This window comes from Desulfomonile tiedjei DSM 6799, from assembly GCF_000266945.1.
Lineage (GTDB): Bacteria > Desulfobacterota > Desulfomonilia > Desulfomonilales > Desulfomonilaceae > Desulfomonile > Desulfomonile tiedjei.
This window is the reverse complement of record NC_018025.1, coordinates 4,510,266-4,527,832: the sequence shown is the minus strand read 5'-3', so window position 1 is coordinate 4,527,832 and position 17,567 is coordinate 4,510,266. Positions and strand designations below refer to the sequence as shown.

General features: G+C 50.1%; 15 protein-coding genes. 5 read left to right on the top strand and 10 right to left on the bottom strand.

Annotated features, from left to right (window positions below; all coding sequences use genetic code 11):
• Nucleotides 1–25: 25 nt before the first annotated feature.
• From ribH to ttcA, 4 genes are all read right to left on the bottom strand, one after another.
• On the bottom strand, nt 26–490 hold the full coding sequence (ribH, locus tag DESTI_RS19260) for a 6,7-dimethyl-8-ribityllumazine synthase (protein ID WP_014811643.1): 465 nt from the start codon (nt 488–490) through the stop codon (nt 26–28).
• 203 nt (nt 491–693) lie between these two features.
• Nucleotides 694–1,905 (bottom strand): bifunctional 3,4-dihydroxy-2-butanone-4-phosphate synthase/GTP cyclohydrolase II, encoded by a 1,212-nt coding sequence (locus tag DESTI_RS19255; RefSeq protein WP_014811642.1) that lies wholly within the window; start codon nt 1,903–1,905, stop codon nt 694–696.
• Between the two features lie 14 nt (nt 1,906–1,919).
• Nucleotides 1,920–2,561, bottom strand: coding sequence for a riboflavin synthase (locus DESTI_RS19250; protein WP_014811641.1), 642 nt, complete (start codon nt 2,559–2,561; stop codon nt 1,920–1,922).
• Between the two features lie 370 nt (nt 2,562–2,931).
• Nucleotides 2,932–3,705, bottom strand: a complete 774-nt coding sequence (gene ttcA / locus DESTI_RS19245) for a tRNA 2-thiocytidine(32) synthetase TtcA (RefSeq protein WP_041287342.1) — start codon at nt 3,703–3,705, stop codon at nt 2,932–2,934.
• Nucleotides 3,706–3,950: 245 nt separating this feature from the next.
• Here ttcA and abc-f point away from each other — a divergent pair, with 245 nt between their 5' ends.
• Complete coding sequence (gene abc-f, locus DESTI_RS19240) at nt 3,951–5,870, top strand: ribosomal protection-like ABC-F family protein (protein WP_157212210.1); 1,920 nt, start codon at nt 3,951–3,953, stop codon at nt 5,868–5,870.
• Between the two features lie 427 nt (nt 5,871–6,297).
• Nucleotides 6,298–6,735 (top strand): hypothetical protein, encoded by a 438-nt coding sequence (locus DESTI_RS19235; RefSeq protein ID WP_014811638.1) that lies wholly within the window; start codon nt 6,298–6,300, stop codon nt 6,733–6,735.
• 543 nt (nt 6,736–7,278) lie between these two features.
• On the opposite strand, the gene DESTI_RS19230 is transcribed toward DESTI_RS19235, so the two are convergent.
• The 5 genes from DESTI_RS19230 to DESTI_RS19210 all read right to left on the bottom strand — a co-directional run bounded on the left by DESTI_RS19230 (nt 7,279) and on the right by DESTI_RS19210 (nt 13,487).
• Entirely contained in the window at nt 7,279–7,593 is a 315-nt protein-coding gene (locus tag DESTI_RS19230; RefSeq protein WP_157212209.1) for a hypothetical protein, read from the bottom strand.
• Between the two features lie 32 nt (nt 7,594–7,625).
• Nucleotides 7,626–9,815: a serine/threonine protein kinase gene (locus DESTI_RS19225; RefSeq protein WP_014811636.1), complete on the bottom strand. Its 2,190-nt coding sequence runs from the start codon at nt 9,813–9,815 to the stop codon at nt 7,626–7,628.
• Between the two features lie 205 nt (nt 9,816–10,020).
• Nucleotides 10,021–11,361, bottom strand: a complete 1,341-nt coding sequence (locus DESTI_RS19220) for a tetratricopeptide repeat protein (RefSeq protein ID WP_014811635.1) — start codon at nt 11,359–11,361, stop codon at nt 10,021–10,023.
• Nucleotides 11,362–11,553: 192 nt separating this feature from the next.
• A complete protein-coding gene (locus DESTI_RS19215; RefSeq protein WP_014811634.1) occupies nt 11,554–12,297 on the bottom strand; it encodes an RsmE family RNA methyltransferase in 744 nt (247 codons plus the stop codon).
• A complete protein-coding gene (locus tag DESTI_RS19210) occupies nt 12,294–13,487 on the bottom strand; it encodes a pyridoxal phosphate-dependent aminotransferase (RefSeq protein WP_014811633.1) in 1,194 nt (397 codons plus the stop codon). Before DESTI_RS19210 ends, DESTI_RS19215 begins: the two co-directional genes overlap by 4 nt.
• Nucleotides 13,488–13,653: 166 nt before the next feature.
• On the opposite strand from DESTI_RS19210, the gene DESTI_RS19205 reads away from it, so the two are divergent.
• A complete protein-coding gene (locus DESTI_RS19205) occupies nt 13,654–14,931 on the top strand; it encodes a hypothetical protein (RefSeq protein WP_014811632.1) in 1,278 nt (425 codons plus the stop codon).
• Nucleotides 14,932–15,589: 658 nt separating this feature from the next.
• Here DESTI_RS19205 and DESTI_RS30170 read toward each other — a convergent pair.
• Complete coding sequence (locus DESTI_RS30170) at nt 15,590–15,808, bottom strand: hypothetical protein (RefSeq protein ID WP_014811631.1); 219 nt, start codon at nt 15,806–15,808, stop codon at nt 15,590–15,592.
• Between the two features lie 356 nt (nt 15,809–16,164).
• On the opposite strand from DESTI_RS30170, the gene DESTI_RS19195 reads away from it, so the two are divergent.
• Together DESTI_RS19195 and speE are read left to right on the top strand one after the other, a co-directional pair.
• Entirely contained in the window at nt 16,165–16,635 is a 471-nt protein-coding gene (locus DESTI_RS19195) for a pyruvoyl-dependent arginine decarboxylase (RefSeq protein ID WP_014811630.1), read from the top strand.
• On the top strand, nt 16,626–17,474 hold the full coding sequence (speE, locus tag DESTI_RS19190) for a polyamine aminopropyltransferase (protein ID WP_014811629.1): 849 nt from the start codon (nt 16,626–16,628) through the stop codon (nt 17,472–17,474). The genes DESTI_RS19195 and speE overlap by 10 nt, the downstream gene beginning before the upstream one ends.
• Nucleotides 17,475–17,567: the final 93 nt, after the last annotated feature.

Below are 17,567 nucleotides of genomic sequence, written 5' to 3'. Positions count from 1 at the left end.
GATAGGAACGTCAGTCCGATCGCAATTATATTTGTTTGAGAAGATTAGCCATTTCTATTGCAGACATGGCAGCTTCCGCTCCCTTATTGCCCGCTTTCGAACCGGCTCTTTCTATTGCCTGCTCGAGAGTATCCGTTGTCAGCACTCCGAAGCTCACTGCGATTCCGGCTTCCAGAGAGATGTGGGCAACGCCCTTGGCGACTTCCGCGGCTATGTAATCAAAATGGGGCGTTGAGCCGCGAATCACCGCACCCAATGCTATCACCATATCGTACTTCCCGGATCGCACGGCGGCGGAAACGGTCTGGGGAATCTCGAAAGCACCGGGTACACGAACAATCGTTACATCGTTTTCCGATGCTCCATGACGTACCAGAGCATCCATGGCGCCGGAAATCAATCTGGATACAATGAAATCGTTAAACCTGCTGGCCACCAAGGCGGCCTTGAGTCCGGCAGCATTAAAGCCGCCTTCCAGGGTCTTGCTCATGAAACCTCCGTACATAAAACGAACCGGCAAGGACAATGATCACTTAAGGGGGCCCGAAATAGCCTCTCCAGGAGGGGAGATCCGGGCTGCCGACAAGCCTCACGCGGCGTATTTTCTTTAGCAGAACTCCCGAAAAAGGAGGAACGATAATTCGCCGGGAGAGCGTTGCTTCTCTCCCGGGTTACACATATATGCTCGGAGCACTAGAGCTTCAGCTCGTAAAGATGCCCCATTTTCTCTTTCTTGGTTCTCAGGTACCGCAGATTCGTAGAGCACGGTTCCACAAAGATAGGAACCTGTTCTACTACTTCCAGACCATAGCCTTCCAGCCCCACTATTTTGGTGGGGTTGTTGGTCATGAGCCGCATTTTGCGGACCCCTAGATCTGCAAGCATTTGAGCGCCAATGCCATAATCTCTGAGATCGGGTTTGAATCCGAGCCTCAGGTTGGCTTCCACGGTATCGCATCCCTGATCCTGAAGAGCATATGCCTTAATTTTGTTGAGAAGCCCTATTCCTCGGCCTTCCTGCTGCATGTACAGGATGACCCCTTTTCCCTCGTCTTCCACCATGCGTATTGCAGTCTCAAGCTGAGGACCGCAATCACAACGTCTTGAGCCGAAAACATCGCCGGTCAAGCATTCTGAATGCACGCGCACAAGGACCGCTTCGTCGGGATTGATTTCCCCTTTGACCAATGCGACGTGGTTGAGCTTGTCAACATCATTCTCGTACACGATGAGGCGGAAGTCGCCACCGGCCTCGGTGGGAAGAATTGTCTCAGCGCCCCGTCGAACAAGCCTTTCATTGCGCATACGATACTGAATCAAATCCTTGATTGTGCAGATCTTGATCCCGTGGTGTTCCGCGATGGTGATCAGGTCAGGGAGACGTGCCATGGTGCCGTCCTCGTTCATTACCTCGCAGATCACACCTGCAGGAATGCATCCTGCCAATCGAGCCAAATCCACGCTTCCTTCAGTCTGCCCTGCTCGGACAAGAACGCCTCCCCGCCGTGCTCTCAGAGGAAATATGTGGCCCGGCGAGATAATATCTTTGGGGGTGGCGTCTTCGTCCACTGCGCTGAGGATAGTGACTGCACGATCGTGAGCGGAAATACCGGTTGTGACGCCTCTCGTGGCTTCTATCGATATGGTGAATGCCGTTCCGTAACGGGACTGATTGTTACTTACCATCATCGGTAATTCGAGAGATTCAATTTTGTCAGGAGTCATAGAAAGGCAAAGCAAACCACGCCCGTATTTTGTCATGAAATTGACTGCTTCGGGGGTAATTTTTTCCGCAGCCATCGTGAGGTCGCCCTCATTCTCACGATCTTCATCATCGATGAGAATGACCATCCGCCCTTTTTTTATCTCTTCAATTGCTTCTTCTGTTCCGACCAGCACGCCCATGAAAGGCTCCTCCTTCAGATAAAACCATGTTCTTTGAGTATAGTCTCGTTGACGCCGGAGGAATCTCCTCGGGCTGAAATGAATTTTTCAATGTATTTTCCGATAAGGTCATATTCAATATTGACGGTAGCACCGATCTTTTTGTCGGTCAACCCTGTGAGACCCGAAGTATGAGGAATGATCATGACCCAGAATCGCCTGTCCTGGACCCGATTCACGGTCAAACTCACTCCGTCCACTGCAACGCTGCCTTTCGGCACCAGGTACCTTCCGGAATCTACCTCGAACCCCAGGAGCCATCCTTCACCGGCAGCCTTTTTCTCCACGAGTCTTCCTACGCAATCCACATGGCCGGCGACAAGGTGTCCTCCGAGTCGAGAATCGAAACGCAAAGCCTTTTCCAGGTTCACAACTGCGCCGGACTTGAGGGAAGAAAGCGTAGTCACCCCCAAGGTTTCGGGGGAAACGTCTGCAGAAAATTCGCTGCGACCGGGTTCGATCCTGGTGGCAGTGAGGCATGCGCCATTTACGGAAATCGAATCCCCTTCTTTCACATCGGAGAGATCGAGGTTAGAGCATATACGAATCCGTACAAACCCTCGGCCCGGTTCGATCGATTTCACTTCTCCTATGGCTTCAATTATTCCGGTAAACATTCTGGCAAAGCCTTGCTCTAAAGTGCCCATGGGGGCGATTCGAATCTTCCAAGCATACACTTTCGCGACTCACCAGGGAAGAGGCAGAGGGTGCTGTTCTCTAAATCGTTTCAAAACTCAACTTCTGACAGTACCGTTCCAAATTTCGTACAAAAGACATGATTTCCAATTTCAGATTGCATCCTGTGAACAGAACGACGGGTCATGCCAATGTGCGTTCAAATAAGTAATCCCGCCACCGGTGGGAGCAAATCCGGTCCCGGCATGCCTCCGAAGCGAAGTCAGGCGATGCTGTTCGTAGCGAAGGAGATTTGCCGAGACCGGCAAATAACAGGTGTCTCAATATTTCCTCTATGAAAGCACATTGGTATCAGTCGAGTTCCTGCCATTCATTGCTTTTTTGCAGCGGGAATAGATGCCGTGGATGTACTCTCCCCATTGCCGAAAGCATGCTCGATTTGGCGCTTGGAACTTCTTTTTCTATTTCACGAAGCAGCGATTTGACCCAGTGTCTGCGAGATCCGCTCATTCCCTGGTACGTGCAGGAGCACCCCAGTATGGGAACACCCAGGCGAGCCGCGCATGCTCCGGTCATATCTTCCTTCACATATACCAGGGGTCGTATCACGGTGTTCTGGCAATCATCAGCGAGGAGCTTCGGGCTCATCCCTTTTACCGTGCCGTTGAAGAACAAATTGAGTAACAATGTTTCGACAAAATCATCACGATGATGCCCCAGAGCGATCTTGTTCCAGCCTTCTCTCGCCGCATAACTGTAAAGCATACCGCGTCGCAACCGCGAACAAAACGAGCACGGGTTTGTCCCCGCACTCAGGTTCTCGTTGACGATGTCTATGATATGCCCTTGCACCACATTGTACAGTATTCCGCTTCTAGCCAGTTGTTCTTGGATTCGTGTGACGTCGAAAGCATCCCGCCCGGGATGAATGGTAATGGCTGCCAATTCGTATTTGATAGGTGCCTTGCGCTGCAAGTGCGACAACGCGTACAGGAGGGACCATGAATCCTTTCCCCCTGAGAGCGCCACCAATACTCGATCCTGATCTTCAATCAGGTTGAAATCGCCTATTGCTTTTCCAACCAGGCGCGTTAATGTTTTGAAGGTCCGATCGTTGGGTATCATTCCTGAACAAACCAGGCGTATTATGTTGATTTGATTTTGCATCAAGACTGAATCATAAGAAGGGATTATACTCTTTTCCGGTCTTTTCCACAAACCAATGGCAGTTCGGGGGACTTGGGAGGGAGAGCGGAACGCGCTATAATCGGTCGGAAAAACAGCCTAGCGCTCCAGGAGTTACTGTATTGATTTTCCTAAGCAATGTAGCAAAATTTTTTCATGGCAAACCCCTGTTTCGGGAAGTGAGCTTGAGCATTCATCGCGGCGATCGCACGGGAATAGTCGGTCCCAATGGTGCGGGAAAATCCACAATTCTCGGCATGATGGAAGGCACCCTTCTACCGGATGAAGGCGAAGTCTCCATAGAAAAACGTATCAGAATGGGAATCCTCCATCAGGAACTTATAAAAGGTAATGACGGCCCGATTCTCCAGGAAGTGATGAATGTTTCCGATGAGGTAAAGCAGATTCGCGACCGCCTCAGGGAACTCGAGCGTCAGATGTCCCGCCTTTCGGAAGACAGCAGCAATGCAGATGCGCTTATTGAGGAGCACGGTAAGCTCCAGCATGCTTTCGAGAGCTTTGGAGGTTATACGCTGGAAGCCCGGGCACATAAGGTTTTGGCAGGATTGGGGTTTGATCCGGCCGATGTAAACCGCCGGTGGAGCGAATTTTCAGGCGGTTGGAGAATGAGAGTCGCTCTGGCGAAAATCCTGCTTTCAGAGCCGGACATTCTGCTCCTCGACGAGCCCACCAACCACCTGGATTTAGAGAGTCTTCTCTGGGTGGAAGAATATCTCAGTAATTTCAAAGGCGCCCTGGTTCTGGTTTCTCATGACCGCGCATTTCTCAACCGATTGGTTACGCGGATCGTGGAAGTCGATAGAGGCAAAGTGTCCGTATATACCGGCAATTATGACCAGTACGAGCGTACCAGAGCTATGCAAGAAGACGTGATTGTCGCCGCGTACAAAAATCAGCAGGAAAAGATAAAGCGTATTCAAAAGTTTATCGATCAGAATCGCGTCAAGGCACGCACGGCAAGCCGTGTTCAGAGCCGTGTGAAAATGCTGGAAAAACTCGAGACCGTTGAACCCCCTGCCCAGGCAAGAACCCTCAAGTTCACCTTTCCTCAGCCGCCTCCGTCAGGCCGGAGGGTCCTGGAGATATCCGACCTGGTAAAGCGCTACGGAGAAAAGACGGTCTACGACGGGTTCAGCATCAATATTGAACGAGGCGATCGAATCGGCCTTGTGGGCCCGAATGGTGCAGGAAAATCTACGCTCATGAAGATCGCTGCAGGTGTCATCTCTCATGACGACGGAATCGTCAAATACGGCCACAATGTCAAACCTGGTTATTTCGCGCAGCATCAGTCCGAAGCACTGACTTCTGAGAGAACTGTTCTTGAAGAAGCCTATTCAGCCTCTCCGGGGATCACCGAGCAGGAAGTCAGGAATTTATTGGGAGCATTCCTGTTTTCCGGCGATGACGTGTACAAGAAGGTCAAAGTGCTCTCGGGCGGGGAGAAAAGCCGACTAGCGCTAACCCGAATACTGCTTTCTCCTCCGAACCTGTTGCTCATGGACGAGCCTACGAATCACCTCGATATTTCTTCGTGCGAAATTCTCGAACAAGGGCTGTCGAAGTTCGATGGCACGCTGATACTGATCACCCACGATCGGCGACTCATGAATGCGATTTGTACGGGAATACTTGAAATAGAGAAGGGGTCTGCCGAGTACTTCATCGGCAACTATGAAGATTATCAATACAAGAAAAAACTCATGGCCGCAGAAGAGGATTTCATCCCGGAATCGCCGAAACCTGCACCGGATCCCATCCAGCAAGAGGATTCCGACCAGAAGGAATCCCGAAAGGATAAGCGAAGGCGAGACGCACAGGCCAGAATCGCCCTGTTCAGAAAGCAAGCTCCAATCAAACAAGAGATTCAACGCATAGAAAAGACGCTGGAGAAAAAGGAAACACGAAAACGTGAAATAGAAACGCTTCTTGCCGATCCGACCATTTATGAAAAGAAAGAAAAGATCCGACCCCTCTTGGAAGAAGACCCTGCTCTTTCAAAAGAGATAAAAGGTCTGGAGGCCCGCTGGGAAGAACTGCACCAGCAGCTCGAAGAAATCGAAAAAGAAACCCTCGCCGGGTAGCTATGGATTATTTAATAACATCAGCAAGATATTCCTTTTTGTTCCGGAGGAACAGTCTGATAATAGGCCGGTGATTTATCGCCGGTTGACGAGCATTCATCGCGATTTTGAGTCCCTGAGGAACGACTGATTCCTATAGGACAACCAACCTGGCAATCGTCCCCGCAGGACTGCGCTATATGTTTGATTGGCTTTCCCGGCGATCAAGAACCTGTCGCAAAACTGTTTGGAGCAACGAAATCGTGCCACGATTCTCCATCCGGGTAGGGGCAGACCAATGCGTCTGCCCTTATTGGGGCGGACGCTCTGGTCCGCCCCTACAGCCAGCGTAGGATGCTGTGACCAGTGAGAACCGCATCAGTCGAGGTCTTTCTCGACCGATGTGACTCGCTTCGCTCATCTCATCCTACATGAGCTGGGAATTCAGATGGCGCGAAACCGTGCCATAGTAGCACGATTTTTCCGATTTTTTGAATTCCGCGACAGTTTTTCAATCGCCGGGCTATTTTCTTTCATCCCTATGGGACGAAGAGATTGGAATGCTAAGGTTAAGCAAGAGCTCGCAATTCTCCCAGTCATAGAAAGCCTTGAACCTCAGCCCTCATCAAGGCAATCCAAGTCTCATGTGCTCAAAGATTGGGGACCCGAAATCAATGACCTGTATGAAAAAGCTAAGCATTTAAAAGCAGGTTCAAATTATCCATTGATTTATGGGGCTGCTTTTGGTTTAGCGAAAACCAGCTTGGAATTCGCTCAAGCAGTAACGTCTGAATCAAAGGATTTGGACGCACTGTATAAGTCTTTGAAAAAGGTGCAAAGAGAGTTGAACAAGGCTTATACGATAATTAACCGTGAAGAGAGATAAATCGAGGTAAGATCCTGAAGCTGTTGGCCGTATCCCGAGGAGTCTACAGGAAAGGACTGGATCAACTGTCTTCAATCGAATTGATCCGTGTTGAATGTAAACATGGAGCCCCGCTTGTCGTGACCCCATCAGAGCAGCCTTCATCGCAGGGAACTTCCGCTATAAATTGAGATTCCCGGTCCTGGCATTGCGGAAACCACTGTAGGGTCAGGTCTCTTGCCTGCCGTTCCCGGAATGACCGGCACGGAGGCCGGTCGTTACCGGGCACCCACAAGGGGCATAATACCGTTTGGCATTCAATACCGATTCGCTTTTGTTTTTGTAATCTGGCAGGCTTGAGGTATCCTTCGCTCCGGACGACGCAAGGCCGTCTAATCACTCCGCTCAGAACACCTCAGCCTTCGCCATCTTATACGCATAATTGCGAAATGGTACAAGATGCTTACCGCACTGACCTCCAGGGCAGGTGAAGTGCTTCCGCTCCAGAAAGAACTTTCTTGACCGCAAGTCCGTAAGGAAGTGTTTTTCCTAGTCTTATTTCTTCTATTGGGTAGGGCAAGGGCAAGCAGTTTCGGTCCAGGAAAGGGTATTTCCGAAGAATGGTTTCATTACGAGCAGTTGAGTTCTTATGAGATCGGTCTCACATTCGAAGCAGTATGCTTCTCCATCCGGCATAGAGCAGGACCCAATTTCCGTGTAGTACGCCAGAAGATACTGTAATCCGAGATTTCGATAATTCACTTGTCGAATGGTTTCGATCAAATCCGAGCACGCGGGTGAAGCCTCCGAGAATTCAGCAGTTCCCGCCACAACGCTCGTTAGTAGGAGCATGAGACAGCATATTCGTACAAATTTCATGAGAGCGCTCACTTCGCGGAAGACAGTGCAGATCATCCGCGATGATAATAAATGCTGAGTGTATGCTTTTCCTGTCCTATGTGCTGGAAGACTCCGTCGAATGCCTCTTGCACTTCTTCAAGGTTCGGTCTTCTCATGGGATCGAGATCCAGCATGCTCTCCACGGTGGCGGCAATATGCTCCAAGGTCGTGTTCTTCTTCAAGAACGGATTTAACTCGGTGAGTCTCGGGCGAGGCTCTTTTTCTATCCTAAGAATCTGTCGCACCAAATCCTGACGGGTCTTTGTCTTGGGAAACACCATGGGAAGTTTCCCTGTTAGGAGCACCGTAAATATTGCGCCGACACTATAGAGATCGGACTGAAAGACGCTCTTGCCTTTTGCCTGCTCCGGGGCCATATAGGCAAACGTTCCAACCACTTTTCCTCTGAACAGGTCTTCTATTGCTCCCGGTCCGATAGCCAAAGCCACTCCGAAATCAATGACTTTGATCCGATTCAGACGTTCATTTTCGTCTACCATGTACAAGATATTGTCCGTCTTCAGATCCCGATGGACAACCCCCTTGAGTCTGAAAAAACGCAGGCAATCCAAAAGCTGATTCACGATGATTTCCAGGACTGCAAGGTTCAGTTTGCTTTCCACATTAAATGGTGGCTTGTACTTTTCCAGCCAATTCCTTTCGACGAGTTGCGTGAGATTGTCGTTCGGATGGTAGCCGTTTACCATGATCTTTTCATTGTCTTGTTCGATAAGACCGTAATAATCGACTACGCAGGCATGCGGTTCCGGCAATTGGACCCGCGCATGTATCTTGGATTCATAATCCAGGAGTGCCTCCGGATCCCCCAGAGCGGACGAGATCTGTGAGCGAACTCGCTTAAGTGCTACGATTTGATTTCGGTAAATTCCGACACTCACCGAACCCATGGCACCTGAGGATATGTCACCGAGGACTTTGACTTTCTTGCCTTTTATCGATGCAGGATTCTCGAGAGAATCCATAATCAACTTGAAAAGTCCTGCCATTTCGTCCTGGGTCTTGGAACTGAAGCATTTACCCGATTCCTGGAGTCCTTCTGCAGCCTTTTTCTCGATTTCCGAACGATCGAGCAGGGGTTTGTACAATTCCACTGCCTTGAGGGCACGGGTTCGGTCGTCTAATCTGCGATCCCCGTGATAGTCTCCGAACGATGCGTAATAGCGGTAGAGGAGAAAGCTGGCAGGAAGCTTGCCATTGGGATGATCAGCGTATATTTGGAGCAATTCGATTATTCTCTCCAGGAGGTTTCCTCCACGCCGATTCCTTCCTTTTATTATCTTAATATGCTTATTGACTTCTTTGGCATCATTCAGATCAACATAATCGTTAGCAATTTCAAAGAACGTGCTAAATTCCATTAAGCATGTGAGCCACAAATGGTTGGAAATTCCCTGGATGGTATCCAGGCTTTTCGCAGTCTTTGCAAGGTGAATCAATATTCTTTCATTCAGGAAATTAGATAAGGCGTCCTTATAGTAACCGGTGGCTATGCGATTGACAGGGAAACCACAACGGAAGAGAAACCACGCAAGCTGCACCAAATCGTTTTCCGCTTCTTCGCGCGCATGATTGGTAGTCCGGAAAATGGAAAGAAACGATTTTCGCTCCGGTTCGTGATCGATCATCAAATGATGCAGTTCCAGAATGGCGCGACGTACCAAATCGGCCAGGCGCCCGAGGCTGTTCTCGTGAGATTCGGTCTCCTCTCGTAGAAAAAAGCAGGGAATGAGCGTCGTCGTTTCTTCGTCGATGAAGCAATACCGCTTCTTGTACTTGTCGTTCAGCCCTTGAAGCTTCTGAGCCATGACATCGATGTCTTGGAGTGAGGGCCTCAGATTCGATTGCGCGTCCAGCCACTTTACAGCGTACAGAAAAATGCGGCCCGCATGTTCTGCTTTCTGGATTTCATTGCGACTGTCGAGAAGAACCTGTTGATCCGGAAATCGCTGTGCCTCACTTATTATCTGGAACAGCATTTCATAGAAGGTGATTTCGTGGCGTTCTAGCTGAGGAAGATAGTCTTTTATGACGAGGAGAAGATAAGGAGCTGTATTTTTAAGTATTTTTCCGATTTGGCCGAGAGGGTTGATCTCACCCTTCTTGGCAAGTGCAGCCAAGTCGGCATAGTGCTGAATCACCCGGTAGAGATCTTCCCTAAGGGACTGTGAGTCCCGCTCCATTGCTGGCGCGTCCTTCGTGTTTTATTCGTTGGGGCTCAGCCGGATACCGGTAACTCTCCGTAGAACCTGACATTGCGGTGAGGCTCATCAGGAAATCGGTATCCGATAAAAGACTGTATGAAGGATTCCCCGCCTGTCACAGGAATCGACAAGTCCTTTAAGTGCCTCTCTCTCTGTCAATAATCCGGTGTCGCCGCTCTACAGCTTATCTGTTCTTGCGTTTGGAAGTGAGCCGGATAATTTTCTTAAAATCCGGAATACGCTTAAGATCCTGAAGCGCCTTTTCCGACATGGCTCTTTCCACCACTGCTTCCCCTCCGGCTCGCACTGCAAGATTTAAAGTGTCCAGAGCTTGCCTGGGGCGGCCTGTCTTTGCATACACCAACGCGGCGTTGTAATGCAACCATTCCGGCTCAAAAGGCTCATTTTGGCTCAGGGCTTCCTGATAGTAATTCAGCGCTGCCTCGTAATCTCCCATTTCCATATTCAAATAGACGAGGCGGCTCATTGCATAGGGCATCAGTCTATTATGCTTGCACAGTATTTTATGAATTTTCAGCGATTTCTTATGATTCCCAAGTATCCAGTGTGCCACGGCCAGATCTGCAAGTGCAAACTGGTCGTGAGGATCTTTTTGCAGCCCATTGTCAAAATGCTTCACGGCGCATCGAGGCTCGTGCTTCTTGTAGAGAAAATAATAGCCGAGATGAAAATCCACCTGCGGGTCGCTGGGATTGCTTTTGAAGGCTTCCTGAAACAGGCGCATTGCCTCTTCTTCACGACCCATTTCCAGGTACAGATGCGCCAATTCCGTCAAAAACTGGCTATCCACCGGGTTTATTTCCACTGCTCTCAGCAAATAATAGAGGGCACGCGGGTAGTCCGATTCGTCAAAGTAGATCAAACCTATGTTGAAGTACGGATCACCGTTGCCTTCATCGAGTTTGATCGATTCGATAAAATCCTTCTTCGCTTGGGCTATCTTGCCCATTTTCCATGAAATAAGGCCGCGATTATTGAACAGGTACGCGCTCCCGTTTCCGCTTAAACGAATTGCCGTATCTATCAACTCTCGAGCCTCATCCAGACTCTCTTCGTCATATTTGGTAAGGGCGCGATCGTTCATCTCCCGGACAAATTTCTCCCGCTCCCATTCCTTGGCCATGCAGTAGACGTTCTTGCCGTTTCGAATCTCATTCAGATCCGATTGTTTCAAAAGCAGGCAAAACTCGGTGGTCTCAGGGTCTTCCACCGTGCAGATTTCCACGGCAAAAGCCGGGACAGTTCCTCGTGTTTCCAGGTAGCTCACATAATGAAAAAAACGATTATCCAACAATCCCTGGTTCTCCCAGATTTCATCCGGGTTCTCCAAGGTAGAGTCCACCCATGATATAAAATCTTTTTTCCCGAGATCAGGTGTGGGAATCATTTCAGGGAGCGCGTGGAGTATCGCTTTCCGGCAAGGGAAAGCAGGAAGAAAGCTCTCTTGTTCCTCAGACGGCAAGTCTTCCGTTGAGTTCAAGTCGTTCATGTCGATTGTCGCCATCCGCAACCTCTATGATGAGCTTCCTGCTCGGCCGTACGTGCTCGACTACAGTCTCTGGGTGTTCCCACCTTTGCTATAGTCGTTCTCTTGAGAGAATCGGCCGGATCAAAACTAAGGGAAAATTTACCATGATCGCGAGGCAGCGTCAATCAACAGATCAGCAGGATGTATGTATTTAAATTCTCAAGAGAATTAAGATACGATCGGCCCGCAGGACTTCCTCATGAACTCGCGTCTCAGCACAACAGCTCCAACAGCAACAATCGCCGCTGTTTCCGCCCGGAGGATTCCACTACCCAAACTCACCGAGCGAAAGCCCTTTTGTGTGGCAAGATCCTCCTCCATCGGTTGAAATCCACCTTCGGGTCCTGTGAGTAGGGTAATCCTTTCCAGCGGGTCATCCATAATGCTCCAGAATGGAGCGGCATCTGCACTGGTGGACAGGAGAAGACGCGTGTCGTTCCCCTGCAATGAATCGAGAAATATTTTGAGAAGAACCGGTTCCGTAACAGCGGGCGCGGTACTTCTCCCGGACTGAGCCGAAGCTCCTGAAACGGTCGATTCCCACCGCTCTTTTTTCTCGGAAGGTTTTCTGCTGCAATGGGCGGTCAGGAGGGGAACGAAACGTGACACTCCCAGCTCTGTGCAGTGCCTCAGAATTTCTTGCATAGGACCGGGCCTGATGCAGCCGAAAGCGAGGGTAATATCCGGTCGATCGCACTCGACGCACTGGGTGTCGCATATTATTCCGCTCACGGAGTTGCGATGGAGTGTCGTCAATCTGACCGCATACTCCCGAGTTCCGTCAAAGACCTTCACCTCATCACCCGTTTTCATGCGGAGAACGTTTTTCAGGTACTTCGAATTCTTCTCGGAAAAAGAGACGATTGATCCACCAATCTCGTTGGGAGAGACAAAAACTCTGATTATCTTCACGGTTGACCTGCGGCGGGAACTCTTTCCCGTGTTGTGGGGCCGAAGCGTTGTTTCAGGTACAGCTCGATTCTGTCCAGCCCTGTCCGGATGTTTTCCAATGAGTTTGTATAGGAGAAGCGGATGAATCCTTCTGCATTTTCGCCGAAGTCTATTCCCGGAGCTACTCCCACTCCTGCATCCTCGAGTATTTCAAAGGCGAAGGTGTAGGAGTCTGCCGCAAAACGTCGTGCATCTGCGAGTACGTAAAAAGCCGCAGTAGGGTCCACTTTTATGTCGAATCCCATGCTTTTCAGGCGCGAAATCATGGCCAGTCTTCGCTGATTGAAGATTTCTTTCATCTTTCCGATTTCCTCGGAAGTATTGTTCAGAGCTTCCACTCCGGCCCATTGCACAAAGTCCGCAGCACTTATGAAGAGGTTTTGGCTCATCTTTTGTATGGGCCGCAAGTACTCCGGTAAGGCGATCAGGTACCCGAGACGCCAGCCCGTCATCGCGTACAATTTGGAGAACCCGTTGACAACAAAGGCGTTCCTCGTAAATTCCAGTATGGAATGCTCCGTGTCCTCGTACACGAGGCCGTGATAAATCTCATCCGAGAGTATCGGAACGTTCAGGTCCGCGAGCTTCTTCATTCTGTCGGGATTCATCAAAGTTCCGCACGGGTTGGAGGGCGAATTGATGAGAATCGCCCGAGTCTTGTTCGTGATTGCCCGTGCAACATCCTCCGGCTTCATCTGAAATCCCTCTTCCGGCGCAGCGGGAACAAAGACGGGGACTCCTCCGAGAAAGCGGATGAAATTCGGATAACAAGCATAGTGAGGGTCTGGAAGGATGATTTCGGATCCCGGATCGAGCAGCGCTGCAAGTGCGAGAAATATCGCAGGCGACGACCCGGACGTTACGATCACATCTGCCGGGTCGACCTCAACGTTGTACGTGCGTCCGTAATGATGAGCCACTGCCTGACGAAGCTGCGGAATTCCAACGCTGGATGTGTAATGTGTTTTTCCGGCGCGCAGTGCGGCAATTCCGGCTTCAATGATATTGGGCGGGGTATCGAAATCGGGCTCTCCCACTTCCAGATGTATGATATTTCCATCCATCTCCATAGCCCGTTCTAAAACATCCATGACAAGGAATGGCGGTATGGTTGCGGATCTTTCGGAAATCGGGCGGTTATTCGGATTCATTGAGGCTCTCCCTCTCTGGTTTGATTTGCATGGAGACACATTATATTTAAAACACTGGCGTTGCTTCAAACTTATTGATTGATTTTCCTGTGTTTCGCTGGTAAAATACCGCAAGTCTAGGAAAAATCATTATTTTCCGGGCAGATTTCACTTTTTTGCAGAGATAATGAGCGAAAAACCCATCCGATATTTGTACGGTCTCAAGACCCATTTTGTGATTATACTCGCCGTTTTCGGTCTGTTCTTGGTTCCTCTGTATGCCGCCGGGGAGACATACGGCCTGCGTGACGCTCAAGGAAATTTCGTTCCGAAGGTCACGGTGACCATCAAGAACAAGGAAGTCCTTGTCAAGAAAGTGGACCCCCAGGAGAGGTTCAAATCGTTTAGCCTTACGCTCAACCCCAATAACAGGAACCTCATTCGAAACGTGGGGCTTATCGAGCTGGAATGGATCGATTCCAACAATCAACCGACCAAACCGGTCCGCTTTGCAGGTCCTCTATATAATCCCGAGACTCGGGTCTTTCAGGATTCAATTATAAAATCTACCGGTTTTAAACTCGTTGATAAGACGACGACTCGAAGCCTGTTCGGTGACAAGCCGGTGAGCGATTTTTTCTCGATGAGCCTTGACGATCAGCCTCTCGTTTCCTCCGAATCAGTCGCTGAAAAGTCCAGAACCGTGAATATGGGCACAGGCAGGGATGTTTCCCTTAACATTGATAAGAGTGTCATCGTATTCAACGAGAATAATTTCAAGAAAGGCGAGATCCTTAATGTAGACAACCGCTCGGGTCTGGATCAGGTTCTCGGCGTTGAGCTTCCGGAAAAGGGTCTCCTGTATTTTCAGATTATCAGAAAACCCGAACAGACGAAGATTCCGCGAGAAAACTGGGACAAGTTCAATGTGGCAGCGGATTCCGGCATCTTCATCGTGCTGATTCCCGAACCCACAGCGAACGAATACGCGAGACTCGATGGAAAAGAGATCACCATTAAAGTGTACCAGGGGGGCCGCGTTCGAGACGTCAACAAAGTGCCCATCAAGATCGCTGCAGACCTCCGCCCTGCTGCTCAACAAACACCATCTGCTCCTGTGGATTCATCCGCTGTGGAACAAACCAGTCGACCGGCGACAGCGACTCAGACCCGTGGAGAGTCGACCGAACCTCCTCCCCCTGTGCGAACCAGCTCTTCCGGTCCAAGAGCCGAGGCGAGAACCTCCGTCTGGATATGGATCATTCAAATTTTCAACCTCATTCTCTTGGTAGGATTGGCTGGTTTTGGAATGTTCTTTATGCTCCCGAAGATTCAGGTTTTGCAGGATCGCCTTGCAAAAGCAGAAATGTTCATTCACGGAAGCCGAGAGGCAATACGAGACGAACTTGAACAGATCAAGGGAGAAATCATCCAGCAGTGCGAAAGAGACGCGTCCGGGAAATAGTCCCCCCAAAACACATGGCTGCGTTTCCTGAGCATGGTGACATGCCCGGCTAAGAAATGCGCCCTATTATCATTTTACTCTTCGGAGACTTGTTCGGTGTCTCCACTCCCTGCAATGACAATCTAGAGAGTCTGTCTTCCCTGAATAACTAAAGGTTTACCCCCAAAGTAATCGTTCAGTTACGAGCGGGCACTAGGGATTCTGCGCCCTGGAAGGGCGGCCCAATAGTAGCCACGGGTGTCAGAAACTGTCTCAAAAGTCGAAATTTATCCCAGATCGTGGCACGAAATTCTCATCATCTTCCCGGCCTGATTGCAGGGGCGCCCTCGTGGGTGCCCGGTAGTGATCGGCCTCCGTGCCGGTCATTGCGGGAGGGCAGGCACGAGACCTGCCCCTACTCAGATGGGAAATAGTGGCACGATTTGTTCTACATTCGAGAATTTTGAGACACTTTCGTCAACCCGTGGACAGCGCGATGTCCATAAGCATGGTTCAACGACCCTGAAAGGGTCGACCAACAGGCAATGATTCCCAAATGTCATTGGTGGACCCTTTCAGGGTCATGAAGACAAAGGATATGCCGTTCCGCTTCCGTGGGTTTGCACCCACGGCTACTGTTGGGCAGCCCCTTCGAGGCTGAAGAAACCTCTCCCCATGCTTAACTGAATGGTTGGCGCTGGTGAAGTGTTCCTTCAATTACCCACGGAGGTGCGACGTTAGGAGACATGTCATCGCGAGAAGCGGAGCGATCCCGCGTCTCGTGGGACAATCTCCTGATACTTGCCTGCACCTTCAGCGGATTGTTTCGCTTCGCTCGCAATGACAGACATTCAAACGCTCTGGCATCAACGATGCGGTTCGCTTCGCTCAACGGCATCCTCCCTGCTCAGACAAAATACTCTCAAACCACCGCCCGAGACTGAAGCCTTACACCCCAAAAAAAGTTGTGGTTGACACGTCAGGAATTGCGATCTCAACTTTTTTCCTGTACCTTCCGCTTACACGGTTCGCACCGTACACCGGAATGTTGACTGGGGGAATGCTCCGGATCTAAATTCCAGAATTCCATTCCGATCTGCGGTGCGTATACAAGCGTCCGGCGTGATGTCCGATTATCCCCATGATGATTTCGAATGCAGGCAGTAGTCTGCTCAATGGGGTTTTGAGAATGTGTACAAGAATGCCTGGCAATGAGTATATATACCCGTGTTTCTATTTCAGGAGGTTTATTCAATGTTCGGCCCGCTTCCCAGACATTTCTTTCTAACATCCGGCGCAGGAGATGCGACCACTGGACTCAATGCATTTGATGCCGCTCTGCTCGACGCCAAAGTCGGCAATACGAATCTGATCAAGTTGAGCAGCATTCTTCCACCTGCAGCGGAAGAAATCGAACCCTACCTGTTGCTGCAAGGATCGATGGTCCCCCTCGCATATGGCGAGCTGGTAGCATACGAACCCGGAGCGGTAATATCCGCGTCTGTTGCTGTAGGCATACCGGAGGACCCGACCAGTGCAGGATTGATCATGGAATGCTCCCGATTCGGTGATGCTACGATTTGTGAAGAGGCCTGCAGGGAAATGGTCCGTGAAGGAATGGAAGTAATCCGCGGTCTCAAAATTCGAGAGATCAAAAGCATATCGGCCACTCACACAGTCAAGCGCGTGGGTGCTGTCTTCGCGGCGGTGGTGCTATGTCCCTAAATGAAAAGAATTGGTTTACCGAAGCTTACAATGACGCGACAGCATTCTCGGTCCGTTACTCCCGAAAGCTGTTCGACAAGACGAGTGAATTCCAACGGGTCGAGATTTTCGAGACCGACATTATGGGCAGAGTGCTCATTCTGAACGGCTGCTTTATGGTCACGGAAAAGGACACGTTCATCTATCATGAAATGCTGGTTCATCCCGCGATGTCCTTGATCGGCAATGCTCGAAAAGTCGTGATCATCGGTGGAGGGGACGCGGGAGCAGTAACCGAAATAGTGAAATATCCTTCCGTAGAATCAGTCATTCTGTGTGAAATAGATCCTCTGGTGGTGTCCTCGTGCAAAGAGTATTTCCCCGCGTTATCAGCAGGATTGAACGATCCGCGTGTGGAAGTGCTCAATGAGGATGGTGCGGCATTCATAAGCCGCTTCAACGAGGAATTTGACCTCGTGTTGGTGGACTCCACCGATCCGGTCGGCCCCGGGGTTACCCTGTATGAGATTCCCTTCTACGAGAACATAAAGAGAAGCCTGAAAAAAACGGGTGCAGCGGTGCTCCAGACCGAAAGCCCCCTTTTCATGGCTGACGTATTTTCCGAGTCCGTGAAGAAATTGCGGAACGTTTTCGGAGAGGACAAGGCTAATCCGTATCTTACTGTGATTCCTTCATATCCGGGAGGAATGTGGTCCTTCACATTCTGTTCGGAATCCATAGACATCTTGACGAGCCTGCCTCGTGACACGGGAGTTTCGACAAAAGATCTACGATACTATAACGCGGACGTTCATCGCGCGGCTCTGGCACTGCCGAATTTTGTACGCCAGCTTCTCTAGGGGATCGGATTCTTGTCGAAGCTGTACTGGAGCGATTGCTGGCAATTCTGACGTTTGCCCCTCGCTTCAATAAGATATTAGTGGGGGCAGGTG